Annotated in this window: 19 protein-coding genes; 5 read left to right on the forward strand and 14 right to left on the reverse strand. The window is 72.0% G+C overall.

Going from position 1 to position 23700, the window contains the following annotated elements; translation table 11 throughout:
* Positions 1-18 precede the first annotated feature (18 nt).
* From xerD to AB0M56_RS19170, 3 genes are all read right to left on the reverse strand, one after another.
* Entirely contained in the window at positions 19-921 is a 903-nt protein-coding gene (gene xerD, locus AB0M56_RS19160; RefSeq protein WP_364177699.1) for a site-specific tyrosine recombinase XerD, read from the reverse strand.
* 99 nt (positions 922-1020) lie between these two features.
* Complete coding sequence (locus tag AB0M56_RS19165) at positions 1021-1653, reverse strand: NUDIX hydrolase (protein ID WP_364177636.1); 633 nt, start codon at positions 1651-1653, stop codon at positions 1021-1023.
* Positions 1650-3350 carry a CTP synthase gene (locus tag AB0M56_RS19170; RefSeq protein WP_364177702.1) on the reverse strand — a complete coding sequence of 567 codons (1701 nt, stop codon included), beginning with the start codon at positions 3348-3350 and terminating at the stop codon, positions 1650-1652. The genes AB0M56_RS19165 and AB0M56_RS19170 overlap by 4 nt, the downstream gene beginning before the upstream one ends.
* A gap of 96 nt (positions 3351-3446) precedes the next feature.
* Between AB0M56_RS19170 and aroA the strand changes: the two genes are divergently transcribed.
* Positions 3447-4757 (forward strand): 3-phosphoshikimate 1-carboxyvinyltransferase, encoded by a 1311-nt coding sequence (gene aroA / locus AB0M56_RS19175; RefSeq protein ID WP_364177638.1) that lies wholly within the window; start codon positions 3447-3449, stop codon positions 4755-4757.
* A 29-nt stretch (positions 4758-4786) separates the two neighbouring features.
* Here aroA and AB0M56_RS19180 read toward each other — a convergent pair whose 3' ends face one another.
* Entirely contained in the window at positions 4787-5944 is a 1158-nt protein-coding gene (locus AB0M56_RS19180; protein ID WP_364177641.1) for an acyltransferase, read from the reverse strand.
* A 246-nt stretch (positions 5945-6190) separates the two neighbouring features.
* Between AB0M56_RS19180 and AB0M56_RS19185 the strand changes: the two genes are divergently transcribed.
* Positions 6191-6949, forward strand: coding sequence for a class I SAM-dependent methyltransferase (locus tag AB0M56_RS19185; protein ID WP_364177644.1), 759 nt, complete (start codon positions 6191-6193; stop codon positions 6947-6949).
* A 25-nt stretch (positions 6950-6974) separates the two neighbouring features.
* On the opposite strand, the gene sigJ is transcribed toward AB0M56_RS19185, so the two are convergent.
* Positions 6975-7865, reverse strand: coding sequence for an RNA polymerase sigma factor SigJ (gene sigJ, locus AB0M56_RS19190; protein WP_364177647.1), 891 nt, complete (start codon positions 7863-7865; stop codon positions 6975-6977).
* Positions 7866-8001: 136 nt separating this feature from the next.
* On the opposite strand from sigJ, the gene AB0M56_RS19195 reads away from it, so the two are divergent.
* The 3 genes from AB0M56_RS19195 (at position 8002) to AB0M56_RS19205 (ending at position 12145) form a co-directional block, all read left to right on the forward strand.
* The gene (locus AB0M56_RS19195) at positions 8002-8619 is read left to right on the forward strand and encodes an LUD domain-containing protein (RefSeq protein ID WP_364177649.1); all 618 of its coding nucleotides are present in this window, start codon (positions 8002-8004) and stop codon (positions 8617-8619) included.
* Between the two features lie 122 nt (positions 8620-8741).
* Complete coding sequence (locus tag AB0M56_RS19200; RefSeq protein WP_364177652.1) at positions 8742-10016, forward strand: alginate lyase family protein; 1275 nt, start codon at positions 8742-8744, stop codon at positions 10014-10016.
* Between the two features lie 212 nt (positions 10017-10228).
* On the forward strand, positions 10229-12145 hold the full coding sequence (locus tag AB0M56_RS19205; RefSeq protein ID WP_364177654.1) for a glycosyl hydrolase family 18 protein: 1917 nt from the start codon (positions 10229-10231) through the stop codon (positions 12143-12145).
* Positions 12146-12216: 71 nt separating this feature from the next.
* On the opposite strand, the gene AB0M56_RS19210 is transcribed toward AB0M56_RS19205, so the two are convergent.
* The 9 genes from AB0M56_RS19210 to AB0M56_RS19250 form a co-directional block, all read right to left on the reverse strand.
* Positions 12217-13167 carry a copper transporter gene (locus tag AB0M56_RS19210; RefSeq protein ID WP_364177657.1) on the reverse strand — a complete coding sequence of 317 codons (951 nt, stop codon included), beginning with the start codon at positions 13165-13167 and terminating at the stop codon, positions 12217-12219.
* Positions 13164-14348, reverse strand: a complete 1185-nt coding sequence (gene steA, locus AB0M56_RS19215) for a putative cytokinetic ring protein SteA (RefSeq protein WP_364177659.1) — start codon at positions 14346-14348, stop codon at positions 13164-13166. Before steA ends, AB0M56_RS19210 begins: the two co-directional genes overlap by 4 nt.
* A 96-nt stretch (positions 14349-14444) precedes the next feature.
* Complete coding sequence (locus AB0M56_RS19220) at positions 14445-15590, reverse strand: DUF1266 domain-containing protein (protein ID WP_364177662.1); 1146 nt, start codon at positions 15588-15590, stop codon at positions 14445-14447.
* A 9-nt stretch (positions 15591-15599) separates the two neighbouring features.
* A complete protein-coding gene (gene recN, locus AB0M56_RS19225; RefSeq protein WP_364177665.1) occupies positions 15600-17381 on the reverse strand; it encodes a DNA repair protein RecN in 1782 nt (593 codons plus the stop codon).
* 182 nt (positions 17382-17563) lie between these two features.
* Entirely contained in the window at positions 17564-18490 is a 927-nt protein-coding gene (locus AB0M56_RS19230; protein ID WP_364177668.1) for an NAD kinase, read from the reverse strand.
* Positions 18487-19332, reverse strand: a complete 846-nt coding sequence (locus tag AB0M56_RS19235) for a TlyA family RNA methyltransferase (protein ID WP_364177670.1) — start codon at positions 19330-19332, stop codon at positions 18487-18489. The genes AB0M56_RS19230 and AB0M56_RS19235 overlap by 4 nt, the downstream gene beginning before the upstream one ends.
* Before the next feature lie 5 nt (positions 19333-19337).
* On the reverse strand, positions 19338-19544 hold the full coding sequence (locus tag AB0M56_RS19240; protein WP_364177673.1) for a hypothetical protein: 207 nt from the start codon (positions 19542-19544) through the stop codon (positions 19338-19340).
* Between the two features lie 16 nt (positions 19545-19560).
* Positions 19561-20547: an HAD-IIA family hydrolase gene (locus AB0M56_RS19245; protein ID WP_364177675.1), complete on the reverse strand. Its 987-nt coding sequence runs from the start codon at positions 20545-20547 to the stop codon at positions 19561-19563.
* Positions 20540-23461, reverse strand: coding sequence for a hypothetical protein (locus tag AB0M56_RS19250; protein ID WP_364177678.1), 2922 nt, complete (start codon positions 23459-23461; stop codon positions 20540-20542). The genes AB0M56_RS19245 and AB0M56_RS19250 overlap by 8 nt, the downstream gene beginning before the upstream one ends.
* Between the last annotated feature and the right edge of the window lie 239 nt (positions 23462-23700).

The following is a 23700-nucleotide window of genomic DNA, read 5'->3' on the forward strand; positions in this document are numbered from 1 at the left end:
TGATGCCCTGAGGCCGGTTCAGCCCAGCGCGCGCGGGTGCGCCGTGGCGTAGACCTCGCGCAGCGTGTTGACCGTGACGAGCGTGTAGACCTGCGTCGTCGTCACCGAGGCGTGGCCCAGCAGCTCCTGCACCACGCGCACGTCGGCACCGCCTTCGAGCAGGTGCGTGGCGAACGAGTGGCGCAGGGTGTGCGGCGAGACGTCGGCGATGATCCCCGCGCGTTCGGCGGTGTCCTTGAGGACCTGCCACGCGCTCTGGCGGGACAGCCTGCTGCCGCGGGCGTTGAGGAACATCGCGGACGTGCCGCGCCCGTGCGCCGCGAGCGCCGGGCGCGCCCGCACGAGGTAGGCGTGGAGCGCCTCGACCGCGGGCCGGCCGATCGGGACGAGCCGTTGTTTGCCGCCCTTGCCATCGAGCAGCACGGTGCGGTCGGTGTCGTCGACGTCGTCCACGTCGAGCCCGACGGCTTCGGAGATCCGGGCGCCGGTGGAATAGAGCAGTTCGAGCAGCGCCCGGTCGCGCAGCGCACGCTCGCCGTCCGGCGGCGGGGTCTCGAGCAGCTTGAGGACGTCGGTCACGGGCAGCGCCTTGGGCAGCCGCTTCGCCGGCGCGGGCGGGCGGACCTCGCGCGCGGGGTCGTGCTCGGTGATGCCGTCGGCGTGGGCGAACTTGTGGAGCCCGCGCACGGCGACCAGCGCACGCGCGGCCGAGGACGCGGCGAGCGGCCGGTGCGCGTCGTCGCCTTCGCGCAGGGCCGCGCCGAACGACGTGACGTGCGCCGGCGTGACATCCGGGAACCGCGTGATGTCCGCGGCGGCGAGGTGCGCGGCGTAGCGGCGCAGGTCGCGGGCGTAGCTGTCGAGCGTGTTGCGGGCGGTGCCGCGCTCGACCACGAGGTGGTCCAGGTACGCGGCGATCACGTCCCCCACCGCCGTCCTGCCCGTGCCCGTCACGGGGTCACACTCTAGGCCGCCGGGCCGTCCGTGCCCGCCGACGCGCGGCGGGCACGGACGGGCAGATCAGCCTTCGGCTCGGCGCCGGGCAAAACGGGTGGGCCGGTCCCGCCACGGCGCGTCGGCCGGGCGGGCCTTCGCCGCGCCGGTGACCACCGCGTGGGCGGCCAGCACACCCGAGACGGTCGCGCCGTTCACCAGCTCACCCGAGAGCGCCATGGCGACGGCTTCGGCGAGCGGGAACTTCTTCACCACGAGGTCGGCCTCCTCCTCGCCGAGCACCTCGCGGTCCACTTCGGACAGGCCGCGGGCGAGGAACACGCGCACCACCTCGTCGGTGAACCCGGGCGAGGCGGCAACGTCCACGAGCGTCGACCACTCGTCCGCCGCCAGCCCGACCTCTTCCACGAGCTCGCGCTTCGCCGCGTCGACGGGGTCCTCCCCCGGCTTGTCGATCAGTCCCGCCGGCAGCTCCCACAGCCGGTGCCCGAGCGGGTGCCGGTACTGGTGGACCATCGTCACCGCGTCCTCGGCGTCGAGCGTGAGGATCGCGACGGCACCGAGGTGCTCCACGACCTCGCGCTTCGCCGTCCCGCCGCCGGGCATCACCACGTCGTCGACCCGCAGGCCCACGACGCGTCCGAGGTGGACGACCCGGGTGCCGGCGACCGTGAACTCGTGCGTGCCGGGCTCGGTCACCGGGCCGCCACGGGTGCCTCGGCGAGCTCCACCGGCAGCCGCTCGGCGACCTTGCGGTCCACCACGGCCTTCACGAACGCGCTGAAGAGCGGGTGCGGCCGCGTCGGGCGGCTCTTGAGCTCCGGGTGCGCCTGCGTGCCGACGAAGAACGGGTGCACGTCGGCCGGCAGCTCCACGAACTCGACCAGGCGGTCGTCGGGCGAGGTGCCGGAGAACACGAGCCCGGCGTCGGAGAGCTGCTTGCGGTAGGCGTTGTTGACCTCGTAGCGGTGGCGGTGGCGTTCGGAGACCTCGGTGCTGCCGTACGCCTTCGCGACCTGCGAGCCCGGCTTGAGCTTCGCCGGGTACGCGCCCAGGCGCATCGTGCCGCCCATGTCCCGCTCGCCCGCGACCACGTCACGCTGGTCGGCCATCGTCGAGATCACCGCGTGCTCGGTGTCCTCGTCGAACTCCGCCGAGTTGGCGTCCGCGATGCCCGCCAGGTGCCGCGCGCCCTCGATGACCATGCACTGCAGGCCGAGGCACAGCCCGAGCAGTGGCACGCCGCGCGTGCGCGCGTACTCGATGGCGCCGACCTTGCCCTCGATGCCGCGGATGCCGAACCCGCCGGGGATCAGCACACCGTCCACATCGGACAGCACCGAGGCGGCGCCCGACGCGGTCTGCGCGTCGTCCGAGGCGACCCACACGATTTCGACCTTGGCGCGGTGGGCGAACCCGCCCGCGCGCAGGGCCTCGGTGACCGACAGGTACGCGTCGGGCAGGTCGATGTACTTGCCCACCACGGCGATCCGCACCGTCTCGCTCGGGTTGTGCACCCGGTTGAGCAGGTCACCCCACACCGTCCAGTCGACGTCGCGGAACGGCAGCCCCAGGCGGCGCACCACGTAGGCGTCGAGCGCCTCGCCGTGCAGCACCTTGGGGATGTCGTAGATCGAGCGCGCGTCCGGGCAGGCGATGACCGCCTCCGAGTCGACGTCGCACATCAGGCCGATCTTGCGCTTGAGGTCCTCGGGGATCTCCCGATCGGCCCGGCAGACCAGCGCGTCGGGCTGGATGCCGATGTTGCGCAGCGCGGCAACGGAGTGCTGGGTCGGCTTGGTCTTGAGCTCACCCGACGGCGCGAGGTAGGGCACGAGCGACACGTGCAGGAAGAAGCAGTGGTCCCGCCCGACGTCGTGGCGCACCTGGCGGCACGCCTCGAGGAACGGCAGCGACTCGATGTCGCCGACCGTGCCGCCGACCTCGGTGATGACCACGTCCGGGGTGTTCCCGTGCTCGTCCGGACCGGCCGCGGCGGTGATGCGCGACTTGATCTCGTCCGTGATGTGCGGGATGACCTGCACCGTGTCGCCGAGGTACTCGCCGCGGCGTTCCTTGGCGATGACCTCCGAGTAGACCTGGCCGGTCGTGACGTTGGCCTTGCCGTCGAGGTCCCGGTCGAGGAACCGCTCGTAGTGCCCGATGTCGAGGTCCGTCTCCGCACCGTCGTCGGTGACGAACACCTCACCGTGCTGGAACGGGTTCATCGTCCCAGGGTCGACGTTGAGATAGGGGTCGAGCTTCTGCATCGTGACGCGAAGCCCGCGTGCGGTAAGGAGCTGGCCGAGGCTCGAGGCCGTCAATCCCTTACCCAGAGAGGAGGCGACGCCTCCGGTGACAAAGACAAACTTGGTAGCCCGCGACTGATGTCCCACGGGCCGCCAGCATATCGCACGCACGCCGATCCGCTCGTTCGCGCCCGTTTCCGGCGCGGCGGCGTTGACGGAGACCGCCACGCTAGGCTTCGGTGCGTGACGGATGCGCACAAGGACGACCACGCCGACCACTGGGCCGCACCGGTCGCGGCGGCGGCACTCGACGCGCGGGTGCGCGTCCCGGGCTCGAAGTCGATCACGAACCGCGCCTACGTGCTGGCCGCCCTCGCGGGCGCGCCCACGCGGGTGCGCGTGCCGCTCGACTCGCGCGACACGCGGCTCATGCTCGGCGCGCTGGCCTCACTGGGCGCCCGGTCGGAGGAGACCGCTGACGGCTTCCTCGTCCACCCCCTGGGCGCAGGCGGCAGCAGCCACGGCGAGCCGGTCGAGGTCACGCTCGGCAACGCCGGCACCGTCGCCCGCTTCACGCCCGCGCTCGCCGCGCTCGGCGACTCCCCCGTGCTCTTCAACGGCGACGAGGCCATCCGCCGCCGCCCGATCGGCCCGCTGCTGGCCGCGCTGCGCCGCCTCGGCGTGCGTATCGACGACGACGACCGCGGTGCCCCGCCCTTCACCGTCCACGGCGACGGCGGGGTCCGCGGCGGCACGGTCGACCTCGACTCGTCGGCGTCGAGCCAGTTCCTTTCGGCGTTGCTGCTGGCCGGTCCGTCCTTCGACCGCGGCGTGACCGTGCGCCTGGTCGGCGACGCGCCGCCGAGCGAGCCGCACATCGCCATGACGCTCGACATGCTGCACCGCTTCGGCGCCACCGTGGAGCGCGAAGGCGCGGAGTTCCACGTTGCACCGAAGAAGCTGTCGTGCCCCGAGTACGTCGTCGAGCCGGACCTGTCCACTGCCGCGCCGTTCGTGACCGCCGCCGTGGCCGCGGGCGGCACCGTGCGCGTCGCGGGCTGGCCGAGCACCACGACCCAGCCGGGAGACTGGCTGCGCGGCTTCCTGCCGGCGCTCGGCGCGTCGGTCCGGCTCGAGGACGGCGGCCTCGCCGTCACCGGCGGCTCGCACATCCCGGGTGTCGAGCTCGACCTGCACGAGGTCGGCGAGCTGACCCCGGTGGTTGCCGCGCTGCTGTGCTTCGCCGACGGCCCGTCGGTGATCAGCGGCGTCGCGCACCTGCGTGGCCACGAGACCGACCGGATCACGGCACTGGCCACGGAGCTGTCGGCGCTGGGCGGCGACGTGTCCGAAACCGATGACGGCCTGCGCATCACGCCGGCCCCGCTGCACGGCGGCGTCTTCCACACCTACGACGACCACCGCCTCGTCATGGCCGCGGCCGTGCTGGGCCTGCGCGTGCCCGGCATCCGTGTCGAAAACCCCGCCACGGTGGGGAAGACGTTCCCGGCGTTCGTCGAGACGTGGACCGGGATGCTCGGCTCAGGCCAGTAGTCGCCTCCCGGCCAAAAGTTAGGGTTACCTCAAGCGGTCAGCCGGAGTGCGGGAGCCGCCCGCTTGAGCTCCAGGCGCGGCCGGCCCGTCAGCGCTTTGCTCCACGGCAGCCGCCGCAGCACCTCGACGAGGACCAGCGTCAGCGCCACCGTGGCCGGGTAGACGACCACGGTCGTCCACGGTGCCCCCACACCGTCGCCGACGAACGCGATCAGGGGGCTCAGCAACGCCAGGGCGAGGGGATGGGTGAGGAAGATCGCGAACGACCGGTCGACCGCCCACGACACCACCCGGCCACCGGGCCGGCCCGCCTCCGCCCAGCGCGTGCCCGCGAGGAGCAGGCCCGCGATGGCCGCGACGCACCACGGCACGAGGTAGGGCCGGAACGCGTCGCTCGCCAGCTCCGGCCACAGTCCGTTGTGGACACTGACGAAGTAGCCCGTCTCGGCCACGGCGAGAGTGACCACCAAACCACCGGCCACGAACCACCGGTGCCGCCGCACCCACACCTGCACGGCCTCGAAGTGCACGGCTGCGACGGCGCCGAGGACCGAATAGAACTGGTACGGCAGCAGCGTCGTGAAGAACCGGCTCACAGTCGAGTACTCCACGCCTTCGGGCGGGTAGCTCAGGAAACACGTGACGGCGATCTGCACCGCGCCGGAGATCCCCAGCACGACCCACGGCCTGCGCTCAAGCGTGCGCACCAGCCTCATCAGCACGGGGAACAGCAGGTACACCTGCAGCGTCACGAGCAGGAAGTACAGGTGGTACCACGCTGTCCCGTCGGCGATCTCGATCCCGAGCGCGCGCAGGGCCGCGGCGACGGAGCCGACGGGCTGCTCCGCGGTGACCAGCGAATAGCCCCAGTAGAGCACTGACCAGACCACGTACGGCACCGCGACCAGCGGCACCCGCCGGCGCCAGAACGCCATCGGCCGAGGCGGGCGCGAGCGGTAGGAGAACACGAGCACGAACGTCGTCAGCGCGAAGAACGCCTCGCGGGTGAGGTGCAGCGGCATCTCGAGCGCGTCGGACCCGACGTCCTGCGGGAAGGTCGTGGCCCCCAGCACGTGCATGAAGATCACCAGTGCGAAGGTGATCACGCGATACAGGTCGAGCTGGTACAGGTGGGCCGCCCGCGCCGGGGCCGCCGCGGAGGCGGGGGCGATCTCGGTCGTGGTCATCGTGCGGCCGGGCGCCCGGGTGCGGAGTGGATCATGCGACCACATTTGCCGCACTGCCTGTGAAGCAGCCATGAAGTGGCTGAGAACCCGCTTTACCGCTGGAAAACGGGCGTAGCGAAGATCACGTCCGTCGACGGACCGGGATCCCGGCCGTACCGCAGTGGTACATACCACTGAGACCCTGCGCACCTGAGTCCCGAAAAGGGAGTGCGGAGCGGGCGAGGGCGGGCGTAGCGTCCGACGGCCATGGGCGATCGAGACGATCCGGCCGACGGCTGGTTCCCGGAGAGTGTGGCCGCGGGGTACGACGATCCGGGTGGCGCGAACTCGCTTGAAGTGGTGACGCCCGCGGTGGATGTCCTCGAAGAGCTGGCCGACGGCCCCGTGCTCGAATTCGCCGTCGGGACCGGGCGCATCGCCGCCCCGCTGGCCGCGCGCGGCGTGCGGGTGAGCGGCATCGAGCTGAGCCGGGCCATGGCGGCGCGGATCGCGAGCAAGCCGGGCGGCGACGCGGTCGCCGTCACGATCGGCGACATGACGTCGGCGCGGGTGGCCGGTGAGTTCTCGTTGGTCTTCCTGGTGTTCAACACGATCGCCAACGTGACCACACAGGACGCGCAGGTCGCCGTGTTCCGCAACGCGGCCGCGCATCTGCGGCCGGGCGGGCTGTTCCTCGTCGAGGTGGGTCTGCCGGATCTGCGCCGCCTGCCGCCCGGGCAGGACACCGTCCCGTTCGCGGTGGCGCTCGACCACGAAGGCGCCGGCTACGTGGGGTTCGACCAGTACGACGTCGTGACCCAGGAGTTCACCTCGAACCACCTCACCGTGTCACCGGACGGAACGGGGCGGTTTCGCCGCATCCCTTTCCGGTACGCCTGGCCGGCCGAGCTGGATCTCATGGCCCGCATCGCCGGGATGAGACCGAAGTACCGCTGGGCGGACTGGGATCGTTCGGAGCTCACGGCCGGCAGCACCAAACACGTGTCGGTCTGGGAGAAGCGCTGAAACACTCCCGGCTCTCGGCCGAGCCTCAGTCCGTCTTCCAGGGCCGGAGTTTCTCGGGGTTGCGGACCACCCAGATGTGCTTGATCCGCCCTGCGGCCAGGGCGAACGCGTACACCGTCTCGACCACGCCGGCGCGCTGGGCCACCAGGCCCGGCTGACCGTTGACCGTGCGTTCGAGCAGCGTCACGGTGCCGAGCGCCCGCTGGGCGAGCTCGACCCAGGCCCGGGCGATCCGCTCGCCGCCCTCGATGGGTTCCAGGAACGTCGGAGCGCGGCCGCCGCCGTCCGCGATCGCCGTGGCGTCGGGGGCGAGCAGGCCGATCAGCGCGGTGATGTCCTGGGTTTCCCACGCCCGTTTGAAGTCCCGGACGACAGCGGCGTGCGCGGCCGCCGGACCCGCGGGGGCGTGCCCGTCGCGGATCCGCCGCCGGGCCGAGGTCGCGAGCTGCCGGCACGCCGCCGGGCTGCGGCCGACGATTTCGGCGACTTCGGGAAACGAGTAGCGGAACACGTCGTGCAGGATGAACGCCACGCGTTCGGCCGGGGTCATGGCCTCGAGCACCACGAGGAAGGCCATGCCCACCGACTCGTCCAGCGTCACGCGGTCGGCCGGGTCCGCCTGCTCACCGGGCAGCGGCTCGGGGATCCACTCCCCCACGTACGTCTCGCGCCGGACCCGCGCCGAGCCGAGCAGGTTGAGGCAGATGCGGCTGGCGACCGTCGTCAGCCACGCGCCGGGAGACTCGACGGCGTCCTGCTGCTCCCGCGACAGCGCGTACCAGCGGGCGTAGGTCTCCTGCACGGCGTCCTCGGCCTCGGCCAGCGAGCCGAGCAGGCGATAGGCGAGGTTGATCAGGTGCCGGCGCTCGCTCATGATCGCGCTCAGGCCCGGCTCGGGATCGGATGGGGTGGTCATCGCGCCGGCGGCTCCCTCGGTCTCGGCTGTCCTCAGTAGTACGACAGAACAGCACCTCGAAGTGTGAGCGCCTCACACTTCGGGGGCGTGAGTTGTCGGAGAACCGAGACTGGCCACCACGATCGGGAGACTCCCCATGACCGCTCCGACCTTCACCGCCCCCGCTTCCGAGCAGACCCTGCACCGCACCGCCACCGCGCTCACGGCCCGCGGGTTCGCCGTCGAGATCCTCGACGACGTCGCCGCGGCGCGCACCCGCGCGACCGATCTGATTCCGCAAGGCGCCAGTGTCCTCACCGCCGCCAGCGAAACGCTGCGCTTGTCCGGCCTCGACGACGACCTCAACACCGGTGGGCGGTACGAGGCGATCCGGCCGCGCACCCTCGCGATGGATCGCGTCACCGACGCCGACGACATCCGGCGCCTGCGCGCGAGCCCGGACTTCGTCATCGGCAGCGTCCACGCGGTCACCGAGACCGGCTCGCTCGTGATCGCCTCGGGCAGCGGCAGCCAGCTGCCTGCGTCCGCAGGCGGCGCCGCCCACGCGATCTGGGTCGTCGGCGCGCAGAAGATCGTGCCGGACCTCGACGCTGCGCTGCGCCGCGTCGAAGACCATTGCCTGCCCTTGGAAAGCGCCCGCGCGCAGGCGGCCTACGGCTGGCCCAGCGCGGTCAACCGGCTGCTGGTCCTCAACGCCGAGCCCTTGCCCGGCCGCGCCACCGTGCTGCTGCTGCGCGAAGCGATCGGCTTCTGACGCGCGTCTGCCGGATTGACACCGCCTCGCGCGGCCCAGCAGAATTCCCGGCGCCACGACCGCACCGCCGCCCGGTCGCCGTGGGGATCCTTGGCGTCCCCGGGAAAACGAAGGGCGAAACAGTGCGAAGGCAGTTACGCGTGCTCGGCGCGACCGTGCTCACGGCGGTGCTGGCGGTGGTCCCGCTGAGCGGCACGGCCACCGCCGCGCCGGCGCCGCACACCGTGGTCACCGACGGCAAGAAGCTCGCGCAGATCCGCACGGCGCTGACCCACGGGCACGCCACCGCGGCGCAAAAAGCCGCGCTGAAGACCTTGCTGGGCAAGGCCGACGAGGCGCTGACCGCCGGTCCGTGGTCGGTCATGGACAAGCCCACCACCCCGCCGAGCGGAGACAAGCACGACTACCAGAGCCAGGCGCCCTACCAGTGGGCCAGTCAGCCGAAAACACCGGACAACCCGCAGGGCTGCCCGTACGTGAACCGCGACGGCGAGCGCAACCCCGAGGCCGACGCGATCACCGACCACACCTACCGCATGGTGGCGTGGGACGCGATCTACTACCTCAGCACGGCCTGGTACTACACCGGCGACGCGAAGTACGCCCAGCGCGCCGCCCTCGACATCCGCACGTGGTTCCTCGACCCGGCGACGCGGATGAACCCGAACATGACCTACTCACAGATCGTGCCATGCAAGAACACGATCAGCGGCACGGGGATCATCGACTCCACGCAGTCGTTCAGCCAGCTGCTCGACGCGTTCGCCCTGCTCGACTCCGGCGCGCCCGGCTGGACCGGCCACGACCGCTCGGCGATCCGCGCGTGGCTCGGCCAGTACCTCACTTGGATGCAGACCAGCCCGCAGGCGAAGCTGGAGCTGGCCGCGACCAACAACCACGGCACGTTCCTCGACATGCAGAACGCCACCATCGCCGCCTACCTCGGCAAGACGGACCAGGCGCGCAAGATCGTGACCGACGCGCTGCACAAGCGGTTCCCGGTGCAGTTCGACGCCGACGGCAACCAGCCGCTCGAGCTCACGCGCACGATCTCGTGGCACTACGTGAACTTCAACCTCACGGCGTGGGGGCGGATGGCCGAGGTCGGGCGCACCCTTGGGGTCGACGTGTGGGGCTACCACGCGGACAACGGCGTGACGCTGCGCAAGGTCGTCGACCGGCTCATCCCGGCGGCGCTGCACGGTGTGCCGTCGTGGCCGTACCCGCAGATCGCCCCGCTGGACCAGTCGATCGCCGCGGACATCTTCCACGCGGCAGCCGAGGAGGCTCACGACACCGACGCGGCGAAGGCGCTCAAGCTGATGCCGCTGCCGGCCGGTGGGGACACGTGGCCGGTGCGCGTCACGTGCTTCCCGCTCGACCCGCCGCTCAAGTGACGGGCCGACCTTCGGTGGGCTTTTCCGGACGAAACACCCGATAGCGCCCCTGGCCTCGAAATTGGTCTAGTCCAAAGTATTGACTCTCCCTGTGCACTGGTTCACATTCTCTGCAACGGGCCGGTACCGCTCAGGCAGTGATCCACACGTCGCGTCGGTCCTCCGCGCTCCCCCGGGCGCGGAGGACCGTTCGCCTGCGCGAGGGAGAACACATGCAGCACAAGGTATCCAGAAGAGCCGCGTGGCTCTCGGCCGCCGCGGCGGCCGTGGTCGTCGGCGGGCTCACGACGCTGGCCGGCCCGCCGGCGGAAGGCGCGGGCGTGGTCCCGGCCGCGAGTGCACAAGCCGCCTCGTCGGGCGGCCTGCGCGTCGCCTACTACGACCAGTGGAGCATCTACCAGAACGCCTACTACCCCAAGAACGTCGACGCGCTCGCGGGCAACCTCGACTACCTGATCTACGACTTCGAGAACATCGACCCGACGAACCTCACCTGCTTCGAGGCCACGAAGGCGAGTGACCCCGACCCCGCCGGCGAGAACAACCCGAACGCGGGCGACGGAGCGGGCGACGCCTTCGCCGACTACCAGAAGTCCTTCGGCTCGGACATCAGTGTCGACGGCACGGCCGACGCGTTCGGCATGCCGATCGTCGGCAACTTCCACCAGCTGCAGGAGCTCAAAGCGCGCCACCCGAACCTCAAGGTGGTGCTCTCGCTCGGCGGCTGGACGTACTCGAAGTACTTCTCCGACGTGGCGGCCACCGACGCGTCGCGCAAGAAGTTCGTGAGCTCGTGCATCGACATGTTCATTAAGGGCAACCTCCCCTCGCAGGGCGGCTACGGCGGCCCCGGCACCGCGGCCGGCATCTTCGACGGCTTCGACATCGACTGGGAGTACCCCGGGTCGAACACGGGCCACCTCGGCAACCACGTGAGCGCGAACGACACGGCGAACTTCACCGCGCTGCTCAGGGAGTTCCGCACCGAGCTCGACGCATTGGGCGGCAAGCACTACTCCGTCTCCGCCGCGCTGCCGGGCGGGCAGGACAAGATCGCGAAGCTGCAGACCGACAAAATCGGCCAGTACATGGACTTCGCCGACGCGATGACGTACGACATGCACGGCGCGTGGGACGCGACCGGGCCGACGAACTTCCAGGACCCGCTCTACGGTTCGCCTAACGACCCCTCGGGCACGATCCCGCCCGGCACCGAGAAGTACACGACCGACTCGGTGATCAAGGCCTACACCCAGGGCTCGTCCGCGTACGGCATCCCCGGCGGCTTCCCGGCGAACAAGCTCACGCTCGGCATCCCGTTCTACTACCGTGGCTGGACGGGTGTGCCCGCCGGTTCCAACCACGGGCTGTACCAGTCGGCGTCCGGGCCCTCGGCCGGGAAGACGTTGAGCGGCAACGTGCCCGGCATCGCGATGTACAAGGAACTGGGCGGAATCGTCGACAACCCGGCGGACACCTTCTACGACCCGACCACGCAGTCGGCGTGGTTCTACGACGGCACGAACTTCTACGGCGGCTCGTCGGCGCAGTCCATCAAGGCCCGCACCGACTACATCCACTGCAACGACCTGGCCGGCGCGATGATGTTCTCGCTCTACGACCTCGATCCCAACGCGACACTGTTCCACGACGTCGTCAACGGGCTGGCGAGCTCTACGGCCGGCTGCGGCACCACGCCGCCGACCACACCCACCACCCCGACGGCTCCCACCACGCCGACGACCCCGACCACTCCGACGTCTCCGCCCACGACCCCGACCGCCCCGGGCGGCGGCTCGTGCTCGGCGGCGGCGTGGAGCGCGACACAGGCGTACACCGGCGGTGCGGTCGTCTCGTACAACGGGCACCAGTGGACGGCCAAGTGGTGGACGCAGGGTGACACCCCCGGCGGCAGCCAGAACGTGTGGACCGACAACGGCGTCTGCTCGCAAGGCGGCACGACCACGCCGCCGGTGGGCTCCTGCCCGGCCGCGTGGAGCGCCACGCAGGCCTACAGCGGTGGCGCGGTCGTGGCCTACAACGGGCACAAATGGACCGCGAAGTGGTGGACCCAGGGCGACACCCCCGGCGGCAGCCAGGGCGTCTGGGCCGACAACGGCTCCTGCTGAGCGCAAATCGGCGGCGGGTCCGGATCTCTCACCCTCCAAGAGATCCCGGCCCGCCGCCGACGTGCGTGGTGCTAGTTCCCGGTCGAAGACCCGACGCCCGGCGCGGGGGCCTGGGCGTTGCCGCCGGTGCCGTAGCGGCCGGAGCCGCCGTCGAGCTGCTCGCGCAGGGCCAGCAGCGTCGCCACGCGGCCGGCGGCGGAGTCGACGTTGTCCACAGTGGACAGGATGGACGTCGCGGAGGTGTCTGCGCGCACCACACCGATCGGGCCGGAGCCGTCGGCCGAACCCGGATCACCGGCGAGCACCGTGCCCGCGCCGGAGCGGTCGAGCTGCGTCGCGAACCGCGCGATCGTGGCCGCGCGGTCGCCCGCGCCCTCGCCCGTCTGCTGCGACCCGGTGAGCACGATCGCCAGCTGCGCCGGCTGCACGCCCTGGCTGGGCTTCACGAAACCGCCGTCGGTGAGGCCGCCAAGCGCAGCGGCCAGCTCGTCGCCCGTGGACTGCGGCTTCGCCGTGGTCTTGTCGAGCAGCAGCACCGAACCGAGCAGCGCGCCGGCGAGCGTGCCGGAGTCACCCGCGGTCGGGAACTGCGAACCGGCCGGCTGCAGGCGCGTGACGACGTCGCGCAGCTGGTCGGCCTTCTCGGGATCCGTGAACGAGTCCGTGAGCTGCAGCTCCCCCGTGACCGAGGCGCCGGACTGCTGCACGAGCTGCTTGATCGCGTCGCGGTCGGCCGGGCGCGCGTCTTCGGTGGTCACGAGCACCACCGTGCGCTTGTCGAGCGTGCCGGCCACGACCTTCGGGCCCATCGACCCGGCGAACGCGTCGGAGTCGGCCAGGCGCGCATTGAGCGCGTTGCGCTGCGCCTCGAGGTCGGAGACCTGCGTGCCGAGGTCCTTCTTCTGGTCCGACAGGCCCGAGAGCAGCGAGCCGTTGAGCGCGGTGGAGCCCAGAACCACGCCGACGGCCAGCGCGAGGAAGCACGCCGTGATGGAAACGATGTGGTACCGCAGGGAAATCACGTGAAGAGCCCCTTCACCCAGGTGGTGAACGTGGTCCAGGTGTGCTGGATCCAGTCCAGGTAGACGGAGCCGACGTCGGAGACCAGCAGCGCGGCGACCACCACGACGACGGCGGCGAGGACGAGCAGCGCGACGGCGCCCAAGGACACCCGGCTGCGGTGCAGTGTCGCGACGGCCTTGCCGTCGACCAGCTTCGTGCCCAGCTTGAGCCGGGTGAGGAACGTCGACGGGTTCGAGCCCGACCGGCCGTGGTCGAGGAACTCCCGCAGTGTGGCCTGGAACCCGACGGTGACCACGAGGCTCGCGCAGTGGGCGTCGGCCAGCAGCAGCGCGAGGTCCTCGGAGTTGCCCGACGCGGGGAACGTGACCGCGCCGATGCCCAGGTCCTGGATGCGCTCGACACCGGGCGCGTGGCCGTCGGGCTGCGCGGGCACCACGACCTCGGCGCCGCTGCGCAGGGTCGCGGTGCCGATGCCGGTCGGGTCGCCCACGATCACGTCGGGCGTGTGGCCCTGCGCGCGCAGCGTGTCGGCCCCCGCGTCGACGCCGACGAGCACCGGCCGGTGCTCCCCGATGTACTTCTTGAGCCGCTTGAGGTCTTCTGCGTGGCCGTTGCCGCCCGCGACCACCAGCACGTGGCGGTCGCGCATCGGCAGCCGCAGCTCGGGCACGCCGACCCCGTCGAGGATCAGCGTGCGCTCGCGGCGGAGGAACTCGATGGTGTTGGCCGAGAACGCCTCCAGCTGCGTCGACATCCCGGCCTTGGCCTCGATCATCTGGTCGGCGACGCTCTCGGGCGTCTGCTCGTCGCCTGAGGCGATCTGCCGCTCCCCGATGTAGACGACGCCCTCGTGCACCCGGAGCTTCGTGCCGTCCTTGACCGTGCGCAGCAACTCGCCGCCGACCGAGTCGACGAGCGGGATGCCCGCGGCCAGCAGGATCTCCGGGCCCAGGTTCGGGAACCGGCCGGAGATCGACGGCGACGCGTTCACCACGGCGGCGACCTCGGCCTCCACCAGCGCGTCGGCCGTCGCGCGGTCGAGGTCGAGCTGGTCGAGCACCGCCACGTCGCCGGCGCTGACGCGACGCAGCAGCTCCCGGGTGCGGCGGTCGACCCGCGCGACGCCGGTGATGCCGGGGAGGGCTTCGTGGTTTCGCGCGAGCAGACCGGTGAGCTTCATGTGGCTGATGGTGACAAATTTGTGGGTGGGACGAGCGCCGACGCGCCGAAGGGGACGTGACTCATTGTGGTGAGCGGTGTCGCCGTTAGCGTCCGTTCAGGATTGGATGGTGGGTTCCGCCGCGGCGAACGCGAGGTTCAGCCAAGGACTGGCGGGATCTTGAAGCAGCAGGTGATGGACTCGCACGGCCGAGGTGTACTCCTCGCCGAACTCCTCCTCGTCCAGCGCGAGGGCCCGGCCCATGACGTAGCTCGCGGACAGCTCGGCCCATGACTCGTGGTAGCGACGCGCCACCGCGCCGGCCTCGAGCACCATCAGCTCGGCCGTGAGCGGATCGCAGTGACCCACCGCCAAACCCCAGCGCGCCATCGCCACCGCACGGGCGACGTCCCACCCGATCGTGGTGCCGACGACGCCGGAGGGTGGCAGTAATCCGTCGGCTCGGAAGCGCTGCTCGTACCGCACGACGCGCCGCAGGACGTCGGTGAGCGCGGGCGCCTGGTCCCGCGCGCCGTTGTCCGCGCACCAGCCGGCCACGAGCTCGGCCCAGGACCACGAATCGAGCCCCGCGCCGTAGCGGGCGCGCAGCACGAGGACGAGGTTGCCGGGCGTGAGCGTGTAGCCGGGGCCGACGAGGTCGTTCATCGCGGCGCGCCAGCCGGCCGCGTCGGACACGCCCCACCAGTCGCGCAGGCCGCGGACCTCGGCGACGTAGTCGTGGTAGCGCGCATCGAGCACGTTCCACGGCTCGGCGGTGAGCACCGCTTGGTGCGCGCCGCACGCGAGCGCGTGGGCCAGCGGGCCCTCGAAGTGCCCGTAGCGAGCGGTGTTGAGCCGTTCGACCTGCTGCTCGACCGCCGTGACGCGGTGCGGGTTCGCGTCGAGCCACGGCACCACGGCCGAACCGGGCACGCGCCACTCGCCGAGGGTGCCGGCATTGAACACCACCTGCTCATCGGCGCCGACCCCGTGCAGGGCCCAGTCGAGGTCGCCGCTGAGGAACACCACGTGGGCACCGAGGTCGGGCAGGGCGCCGCGCGTGAACAACCGCAGCGAACGCTCGCGACAGCAGGCCTTGGCCGACGACCAGCCCTGTTCGCTCGCGAGTTTTTCCGCGTCTTCCCGGAGCACCGGCACGAACAGCTCTTCGTCGCCGAGCAGCCCGAGGAACCGGTCGAGATCGCCGTCGCGCCGAGCCCGGGCGAGCTCCGCCTCGACGTCGGCCACCGCGGCCCAGATCATGGAGTGTGGTCAGCCCTTCTTGGCGCGCTTGCGTTTCGGCTCGGCGGCGGCCTTGTCCTTCTCGGCCACGGCGAGCAGCTCCTCGGCGTGGGCGCGGCCGGTCTCCGTGCCGTCCATGCCGGCGAGCATGCGGGCCAGCTCCTTCACTCGGTCCGGCTGCTTCAGCGTCTTCACGCCGCTTCGCGTGACGCCGCCGCTGGTGCCCTTGTCCACCACCAGGTGCTGGTCGGCGAAGGCCGCGACCTGCGGCAGGTGTGTCACCACGAGCACCTGGTGCGTCCGCGCGAGCCGGGAGAGCCGGCGGCCGATCTCGACCGCCGCGCGCCCTCCGACGCCGGCGTCGACCTCGTCGAACACCAGCGTCTGCACCGTGTCGGCGTGGGCGAGCACCACCTCGATGGCCAGCATCACGCGTGAGAGCTCACCGCCGGAGGCGGCCTTGTGCACCGGCAGCGGCGGCGCGCCGTTGTGGGCGCGCAGGAGCAGCTCGACCTCGTCGATGCCGTCCGAGCCGGCGTGGACGGCGTGGCCGTCGATCGCGAGCGCCTGGCGGTCGCCGTGCTCGGCGGGCTTCTGCTCGACGGTGATCTCCAGCTCCGCCTGCCCCATCGCGAGACCGGAGAGCTCCTTGGTGATCGCCGACGCCAGCTCGGCCGCGGCCTTGCCGCGCGCCGCCGACACGGCGGTGGCGAGGTCGCCCAGCTTCACGGCGAGCTCGTCGCGGCGGCGGGCCAGCTCGGCGAGCGCCTCCTCGGAGGTGTCCATCGACTCGAGCCGGCGGCGGGCGTCGTCGGCCCAGGCCAGCACTCCGTCGACGTCGGCCGCGTACTTGCGCGTGAGCCGTTTGAGGTCAGCCTGGCGCGCCAGCACCTTCTCCAGCAGCGCCGGGTCGGCGTCGAGGCCCTCGATGTACCCGCCGAGCTCCGCGCCGACGTCGGTGAGCAGCATCGACGCTTCTTCCAGCCGCGGCACGAGCTCCCGCAGCGCCGCGTCCTCGGCCGAGGCCAGGCGCCGCAAGGCTTCGCCGACGAGGCCGAGCGCACCGGGCGCGTCGGGGTCGCCGTCCTGCGAACCCGAGACCGCGACGTGCGCTTCGGTCGCCGAAGCGCGCAGCTCGTCGACGGCCATCAGCCGCTTGATCTGCTCGGTGAGCTCGACGTCCTCGCCCGGTTCGGGCGCGACGGCGTCGATCTCGGTGAGACCGTGCTTGAGCAGGTCGGCCTGCTGCGCCATCTCCCGCGACCGGGTGGAACGCTCGGTGAGCTCGCCGATCACGGCCAGCCACTCCTCGCGTACCTCGCGGTAGGCGGCGAGCGGTTCGCCGACCTCGGATCCCGCGAACCGGTCGATCACCGCGCGCTGCTCGCTCGGGCGCAGCAGCCGCAGCTGGTCGTTCTGCCCGTGCACGGCGATCACCTGCTCGGACAGGTCGGCCAGCACGCCGACCGGCACGGACCGGCCGCCCAGGTGGGCTCTCGACCGCCCGTCGACGGCCACCGTGCGCAGCGCGATCACGCTGCCGTCCTCGTCGATGTCCGCGCCCGCGTCGGTGACGATGCGGCTCGCGGTGTCGGCCTTGTCGAGGGTGAAGCGGCCCTCGACGAAGGCCTTGAGCATTCCGTTCCGGACCTTGGACGCTTCGGCCCGCCCACCGGAGAGCAGGTGCAGCCCGGTCACGACCATGGTCTTCCCGGCGCCCGTCTCACCGGTCACGACGGTGAAACCCGGGTGCAGTTCCAGCAGGGCGTCCTCGATGACTCCGAGGCCCTGGATGCGCATCTCGGCCAGCACGACGCCTACGGTAGCCGCCCCCACCGACCTTCCGTGCGCTCGACCGGTGCTAAACGTTCTTTTCCCTGGTCGAACACCTGTGCGGACGCTTCGGCCCGGGCGTGTCACGGGTCACCTCGCGCACACCCTGCGTTGCAAAGGAGAGCGCCGCACGTCGTCGATCACCGCACGCCCGTACCCGGTCAGACCGAGCGGCCGCCGGTACGCCGTTCGCGCCAGCTGCGCACCGGCAGGCCGAACTTGTGCACCAGCCGGTCGGTGAACACGCCATCCCACAGCCGCACGAGCCGCACCGGCCGGCGGCCGCAGACGACGCGCACGAGCGAGCCCGGCGGCATGTCGAAGCTGCGCAGCCCGTCGCAGGTCAGGACGGCGCTATGGCCCGAGGGGTCGATGCCGACGGTGATCACGGAGTCGGGCGAGACCACGAGCGGACGTGCGAACAGGGCGTGGGCGTTGCTGGGCACCACGAGCAGCGCCTCGACGTCGGGCCACATGATCGGGCCGCCGGCGGAGAAGGCATACGCGGTGGAGCCGGTGGGCGTCGCGCACAGCACGCCGTCGCAGCCGAAGGACGAGACCGGGCGGCCGTCGACCTCGATCAGCGCGTCGAGCACGCGCTCGCGCGAGAACTTCTCCACGCTGGCCTCGTTGAGGGCCCACGTGCGGTAAAGCTCGACGCCGCCGTGGGTGACGGTGACGTCGATCGTCATCCGTTCCTCGACCTGGTACTCGCGGTCGACCACTCGCTGCACGGCGTCGGCGAGCGCGTCGGAGTCGGCCTCGGCCAGGAAGCCGACGCGGCCGAGGTTCACCCCGAGCACCGGCACGCCCGCCGGCCGCGCGAGCTCGGCCGCGCGCAGCAGCGTGCCGTCGCCGCCGAGCACGAACACGAGCTCAGCTCCGCGCGCGGGGTCGTCCTGCGGCGCCACGACGGTGCAGGGCATATCCATGCAGCCGTCGGGGTCGATGAGCTGACGCACCTCTTCGTCGGTCACGCGCAGCCGGATCCCGGCCTTCGTGAACCGCGCGGACACCTCGCGTGCGGCCTCCCGCGTGTGGTCCCGGTCCGGGTGCGCCACGAGAAGCACTTCACGTTCGCTGGTCACTGGGGTCCTTCCTGGACGGCGGCCCGCACGAGCCGCTCGACACCGTCCACAGTGCCATCGGCGGCCGGGGGTTCGCCCGGATCTTGATGCCGAAGATCTCGGCGCAGCCACACGAAGTACTCGACGTTGCCGGAGGGGCCGGGCAGCGGGCTCGCGACGACCCCGCGCAACGCGAGCCCCAGCTTCGCGGCTTCGGCGATGACGTCGACCACGGACTGCACGCGCAGCTCGGGATCGCGGACCACGCCGCCGCTGCCGAGCCGGTCCTTGCCGACCTCGAACTGCGGTTTGACCATGGGCACGAGGTCGGCGCCTTCGCGCGCGCAGTCGGCGAGCGCGGGCAGCACGAGCTTGAGCGAGATGAAGGACAGGTCGCCGACGACGAGGTCGACTTGGCCGCCGAGGGTCTCCGGCGTCAGGTTGCGTACGTTCGTGCGGTCGAGCACGACCACGCGCTCGTCGGTCCGCAGGCGCCAGTCGAGCAGGCCGCGGCCGACGTCGGCGGCGATCACGGTGGCGGCGCCGCCCCGAAGCAGGACATCGGTGAACCCGCCGGTGGACGCGCCGGCGTCGAGGCAGCGGCGGCCCTCGACCGTGAGGCCTTCGGGGCCGAACTTCTCCAGTGCACCCAGGAGTTTGTGCGCGCCGCGGGAGGCCCAGCCGGGGTCGTCCTCGTCCTTCACCACGATGGGCGCGTCGGACTCGACGCCGGTGGCGGGTTTGGTCGCGACCATGCCCCGCACGGAGACCTTGCCGCCGGTGATCAGGGCCGACGCCTGTTCCCGCGAGCGGGCCAGGCCGCGGCGAACCAGCTCCGCGTCGAGGCGGGCCCGTTTGGGCACGCCGGTCAGACCCTGTCGATGCTGGACAGGGCCACGGTGAGCTCGGTGTGCACGGCTTCGAACCGGTCGACGTGCTCGGCGAGCGGTACCGAGCTCAAGTCGTCGATGCCCGCCACGGCTTCCTCGATCCCCGCACGGGGATCGATCTGCTGCGGGCCGGGTCCGGGTACCGGCGGAGGGCCAGGAACAGGTCGCGGGACGTTCGGGTGCACGAGCTCAAACTACCAGTCAGGCCAGCTGCAGCCCGGTCAGCGCCGCCTCGGCCGCGTCGCCTTCGGCCCGGACCTCGGTCACGCCGCTCGCCCACGCCGCGTGGCACAGCGCGCGCAGCAGGTCGAGGGCTTCTCCGCTGCCGCGCACGGTCAGCACGTCGCCGGACGTGATCTCCCAGCCCGGCCGGGGACCGATCTTGAGGTCTTCGGCGCGCTGCGTGAGAGCGGTCAGGTCGGCGGCCAGGTGCGTCGGCCGTTCGGCGGGGATCGCGGTCAGGAGACCGGCCGGCGTCGCGACGCCGGAGAGCACCGCGAGCACGTCCATGCCCGCGGCGACCGCACCGGCGATGTCGGTGTCGAGCCGGTCGCCCACCACCAGCGGCCGGCTCGAGCCGGCCGACCGTGCGGCCGTCTCGAACAGCAGCGGCTGCGGTTTGCCCGCGACGACCGGTTCGGTGTCGGTGGCCGTGCGCAGCGCGGCGACCATGGAACCGTTGCCCGGCAACAGGCCTCGCTCGGTGGGCAGGGTCGCGTCGACGTTGCACGCCACCCAGAGCGCGCCCGCGCGGATCGCCAGCGCCGCCTCGGCGAGGTCGGCCCACGCGGTCTCCGGCGAGTGCCCCTGCACGACGGCCGCGACATCGTCGTCGACCTTCCGCACGGTGCCCAGCCCGGCCGTTTCCACTTCGGCGGCCAGCGAGTCGGTGCCCACGACCAGCACACGCGCACCGGCGGACAGGCGCTCGCCGAGCACCGCGGCCGCGGCCTGGGCACTCGTGTGCACCTCGTCGACGGCCGCGTCGAGGCCCAGCGCTCGGAGATGCGCCACCACGTCGGCCGGCGCTTTGGACGCGTTGTTCGTGACGTACCGGACGGCCGCGCCGTGCTCCCGCACGGCCCCGACCGCCTCCGGCGCGCCCTCGATCACCTGCGAGCCGTGGTACACGGTGCCGTCCAGGTCGAACAGCACCGCGTCGTAGCCCGCGAGGAGCGCGTCACTCATTCGAGAGCTCCGCCGCCCGCTCGGCGGCGTCGGTCTCGTCTTCGTTGTCGGCCTCGGCGGCGTTGAGGAACCAGCGCACGGCCTCGTCCTTGCGCCCGGCGGCCACGAGGTTGTCGGCGTAGGCGTAGAACAGGCGCGCGCTCCACGGGTCCCGCTTGCTGGGCACCAGGTCCGGCCCCTGCAACGAGACGACCGACGCGTCCATCTGGCCGAGGTCGCGCCGCGCCCCGGCCGCGACGATCGCGAGCTCGACCTGCGTCGCCTTCGAGAGCTTCGCCGTGTCGGTCTCCTTCGCCAGGTCCAGCGCCCGCTCCGGCCGACCCAGGGCCCGCTCGGAGTCGGCGATGATGGCGATGTGCTCGTCGCTGCGCGTCATGCGCCGCACGGCCCGCAGCTCCGACAGCGCCTCCTGCCAGTTGCCCGCGTGGTAGGCCGCCAGCCCCAGCGCCTCCCGCACGATCGGCACGCGCGACGCCTTGAGCTTCGCGTACTTCGCGTGCTCCAGCGCCGCCTCCGGGTCGACGTCGATCAGCCCGCCCGCCGCGACCAGGTGCTTCCCGACGGTCTCGGCCAGCCCCTTCGGCAACGTCCGCAACTCACGCCGCACCTCTTCGTCCAGATCGGAGTACTCGATGCCCTCCGGCAGCTCCGGCGCTTCGAGCAGCTCTCTCGCCAGCGCCGCGTCGTCCAGCGCCTCCGCGCCGGCACGCGCGCCGCGCATCGGGCGCTCGTCCCGCCGCGGCCGCGAGTCACGGCCACCGCGAACGTCGCGGTCGTCCCGACGGGGCCGGTCGTCTCGGCGGCTGTCGCGGTTGTCGCGGCCTTCGCGGAAGTCACGACGGGGACGGTCGCTGCCACCACGGTCTCCTCGGTCGTCGCGAGAGGACCGCTCGCCACCGTTGCCACGGTCGCCACCGGTTCGGCGGTCGTCACTCGAGCCGTTGTCGCGAGAGGACCGCTGGGCGCGGTCATCGCGAGCCGACACCGCGGTGCCGTCGCCATTGTCTCGGCGGTCCTCGCCCGAGTTGTCACTGTCGCGGTCTTCGCGAGCGGACTGCGTGCCACCGTTGCTGTCGTCGCGGTCTTCAGGCGAAGCGTGCTCGCGACCGCTGTGATCGCCGTTGTCGTCGCCCTCGGGCGCGTCGTCTCGGTTGTCCCGAGCGGATCGCTCGCTGTCGCGATCGGCCGAGTCGTCGGCCTGCGACCGGACGACGTCGCGCGAAGCCGGCTCCTCGCGATCGGAGTCGCCGTCATCCGCGCGGTCGGCGCGCGGTGCGGCGTCGTCCCCATCCGCGTGGTCGCGTGCGGCGTCGCCGCCGGCGGTCACGTCAGAGCGCTCGCCGTGACCGCTGTCGCCGGGCTTCGCGAAGTCATCGCGGCCGGCGGTGTCGCCGGCGACGAAGCCGTCGTCGGTGATGTCGAAGTCGTCGTCGGAGGCGGCGCCGCGGGTGTCTGCGCGGTCGAAGCCGCGGGAGTCGCCCGAGTCGCGGCGGTCGCGGGAGCCGCCGCGGTCGTCTCGGTTGAAGGAGCCTCGGTTGTCGCGCGGGCCGTTGTCGCGGCGGTCGGAGCCGCGCGGGGCGCCCCGATCGTCACGGCGGTCCGAGCCGCCCCGGTAGCCGCCGCGGTCGTCCTTGCGGAAACCGCTGCCCGAGCCGCGGTCGTTGCGGAAACCGCCCCGGTCGTCGCGGGACCCACCCGAGCTGCCGCCCCGGTAGCCCGAGCCGCCACGGTCGTCACGCGAGCCACCGCTGCGGAAGCCGCGGTCGTCACGGTCCTTCTGGAAGCCACCCGGCCGGCGGTCGTCGCGGGACCCACCGGTGCGCGGGCCGCGGTCGTCGCGGTCACCCCGGTAACCACCCGAGGTGCCCCGGTTGTCCCGGTCACCCCGGTAACCACCCGAGGTGCCCCGGTTGTCCCGGTCACCTCGGTAGCCGCCCGAGCCACCGCGGTCATCGCGGTCGCCCCGGTAGCCGCCGGAGCTGCTGCCGCCGCGGTCGTTGCGGAAGCCGGACCCACCGCTGCCACGGTCGTTGCGGTACCCGCCCGAGCTGCCGCCACTGCGGTCGCCACGGAAACCGCCCGAGCCGCCGCCACTGCGGAAGGAGGAGCCACCGCGGTCGTCGCGCGATCCACCCGAGCTGTTGCCCCGGTAGCCCGAGCCACCACGCTCGTCACGCGAGCCCGAACCGCTGCCGCCGCGGTAGCCACCGCGGTCGTCACGCGACCCACCCGAATTGCCGCCGCGGTAGCCAGAGCCACCGCGGTCGTCACGGAACCCGGAGTCGCCGCGGTCCTTCCGGAAACCGCCGGAATTGCGGTCGTCCCGGTCGTTGCGGAAACCGCCGCCGCGATTGTCGCGGTCGCCGCGGAAACCGCGGTCGTCGCCACCCGAATCGCGGTTGGGGCGGAAACCACCGGAACCCCGATCGTCACGGAACCCGCCGCGGTTGTCGCGGGGGCCGCCGGAGCCACGGGAATCACGGAAGCCGCCGCCGGAGCGGCTGTCGTCACGGAAGCCGCCGGTCGAGCCGCTCGAACCGCGGTCCTCCCAGCGACGCCCGGACGCGGACTTGCCCTGCGGCCGGCCGGAGCGGTTGTCGTAGCCGCCGCGCGATCCGCGGTCGTCAGAGCCTGCGCGCGGGCCGCCGTCGCGGTTACCGGCGTATCCGCCGCTGCGCTGGTCACGGGGGTTGTCGCCACCCGAGGGGCGGCCCTGGTACCCACCACCGCGCGCACCGTGGTCGTCCCGCCGGGGGCGTCCCTGGTAGCCACCGTCACGCCCGCCGCGGTCCTGCCGCGCGCCACGCCGGTCTCCCCGGGGCGCGTCCGACCGGTTGCCGCGGGAGCCCTGGTCGCGGCGAGCCGACCGGCCGGACCCATCATCCTCTGAGTCACGTCGACCGAACTCGGACACCTGGCCTCCTGCCATAGAAAAATCTTGTGTTCTCACGGGCCACCCGCTATGGGGGCCGACTGACCATCCTACGGGGCCGTTGAGAGCACCCCGCGCGCGCATGGCGCTCCGTCATGGGCGCCGCACAGCACGCCACATAGAGATAGGCCCCGGGAGAACCGTGAAGATTCTCGACCGGGGCCTACTCTAAGTAAGTTCGGCGGCGTCCTACTCTCCCACAACCCTTCGGTTGCAGTACC

The sequence above is a fragment of the Amycolatopsis sp. NPDC051372 genome (assembly GCF_040682095.1).
In the GTDB taxonomy this organism is placed as follows: domain Bacteria; phylum Actinomycetota; class Actinomycetes; order Mycobacteriales; family Pseudonocardiaceae; genus Amycolatopsis.

Coding starts and splice junctions, on each gene's coding strand:
- AB0M56_RS19180 (WP_364177641.1), bottom strand. CDS start 5,944: ATGACCACGACCGAGATCGCCCCCGCCTCCGCGGCGGCCCCGGCGCGG.
- AB0M56_RS19185 (WP_364177644.1), top strand. CDS start 6,191: ATGGGCGATCGAGACGATCCGGCCGACGGCTGGTTCCCGGAGAGTGTG.
- sigJ (WP_364177647.1), bottom strand. CDS start 7,865: ATGACCACCCCATCCGATCCCGAGCCGGGCCTGAGCGCGATCATGAGC.
- AB0M56_RS19195 (WP_364177649.1), top strand. CDS start 8,002: ATGACCGCTCCGACCTTCACCGCCCCCGCTTCCGAGCAGACCCTGCAC.
- AB0M56_RS19205 (WP_364177654.1), top strand. CDS start 10,229: ATGCAGCACAAGGTATCCAGAAGAGCCGCGTGGCTCTCGGCCGCCGCG.
- steA (WP_364177659.1), bottom strand. CDS start 14,348: ATGAAGCTCACCGGTCTGCTCGCGCGAAACCACGAAGCCCTCCCCGGC.
- AB0M56_RS19220 (WP_364177662.1), bottom strand. CDS start 15,590: ATGATCTGGGCCGCGGTGGCCGACGTCGAGGCGGAGCTCGCCCGGGCT.
- AB0M56_RS19245 (WP_364177675.1), bottom strand. CDS start 20,547: ATGAGTGACGCGCTCCTCGCGGGCTACGACGCGGTGCTGTTCGACCTG.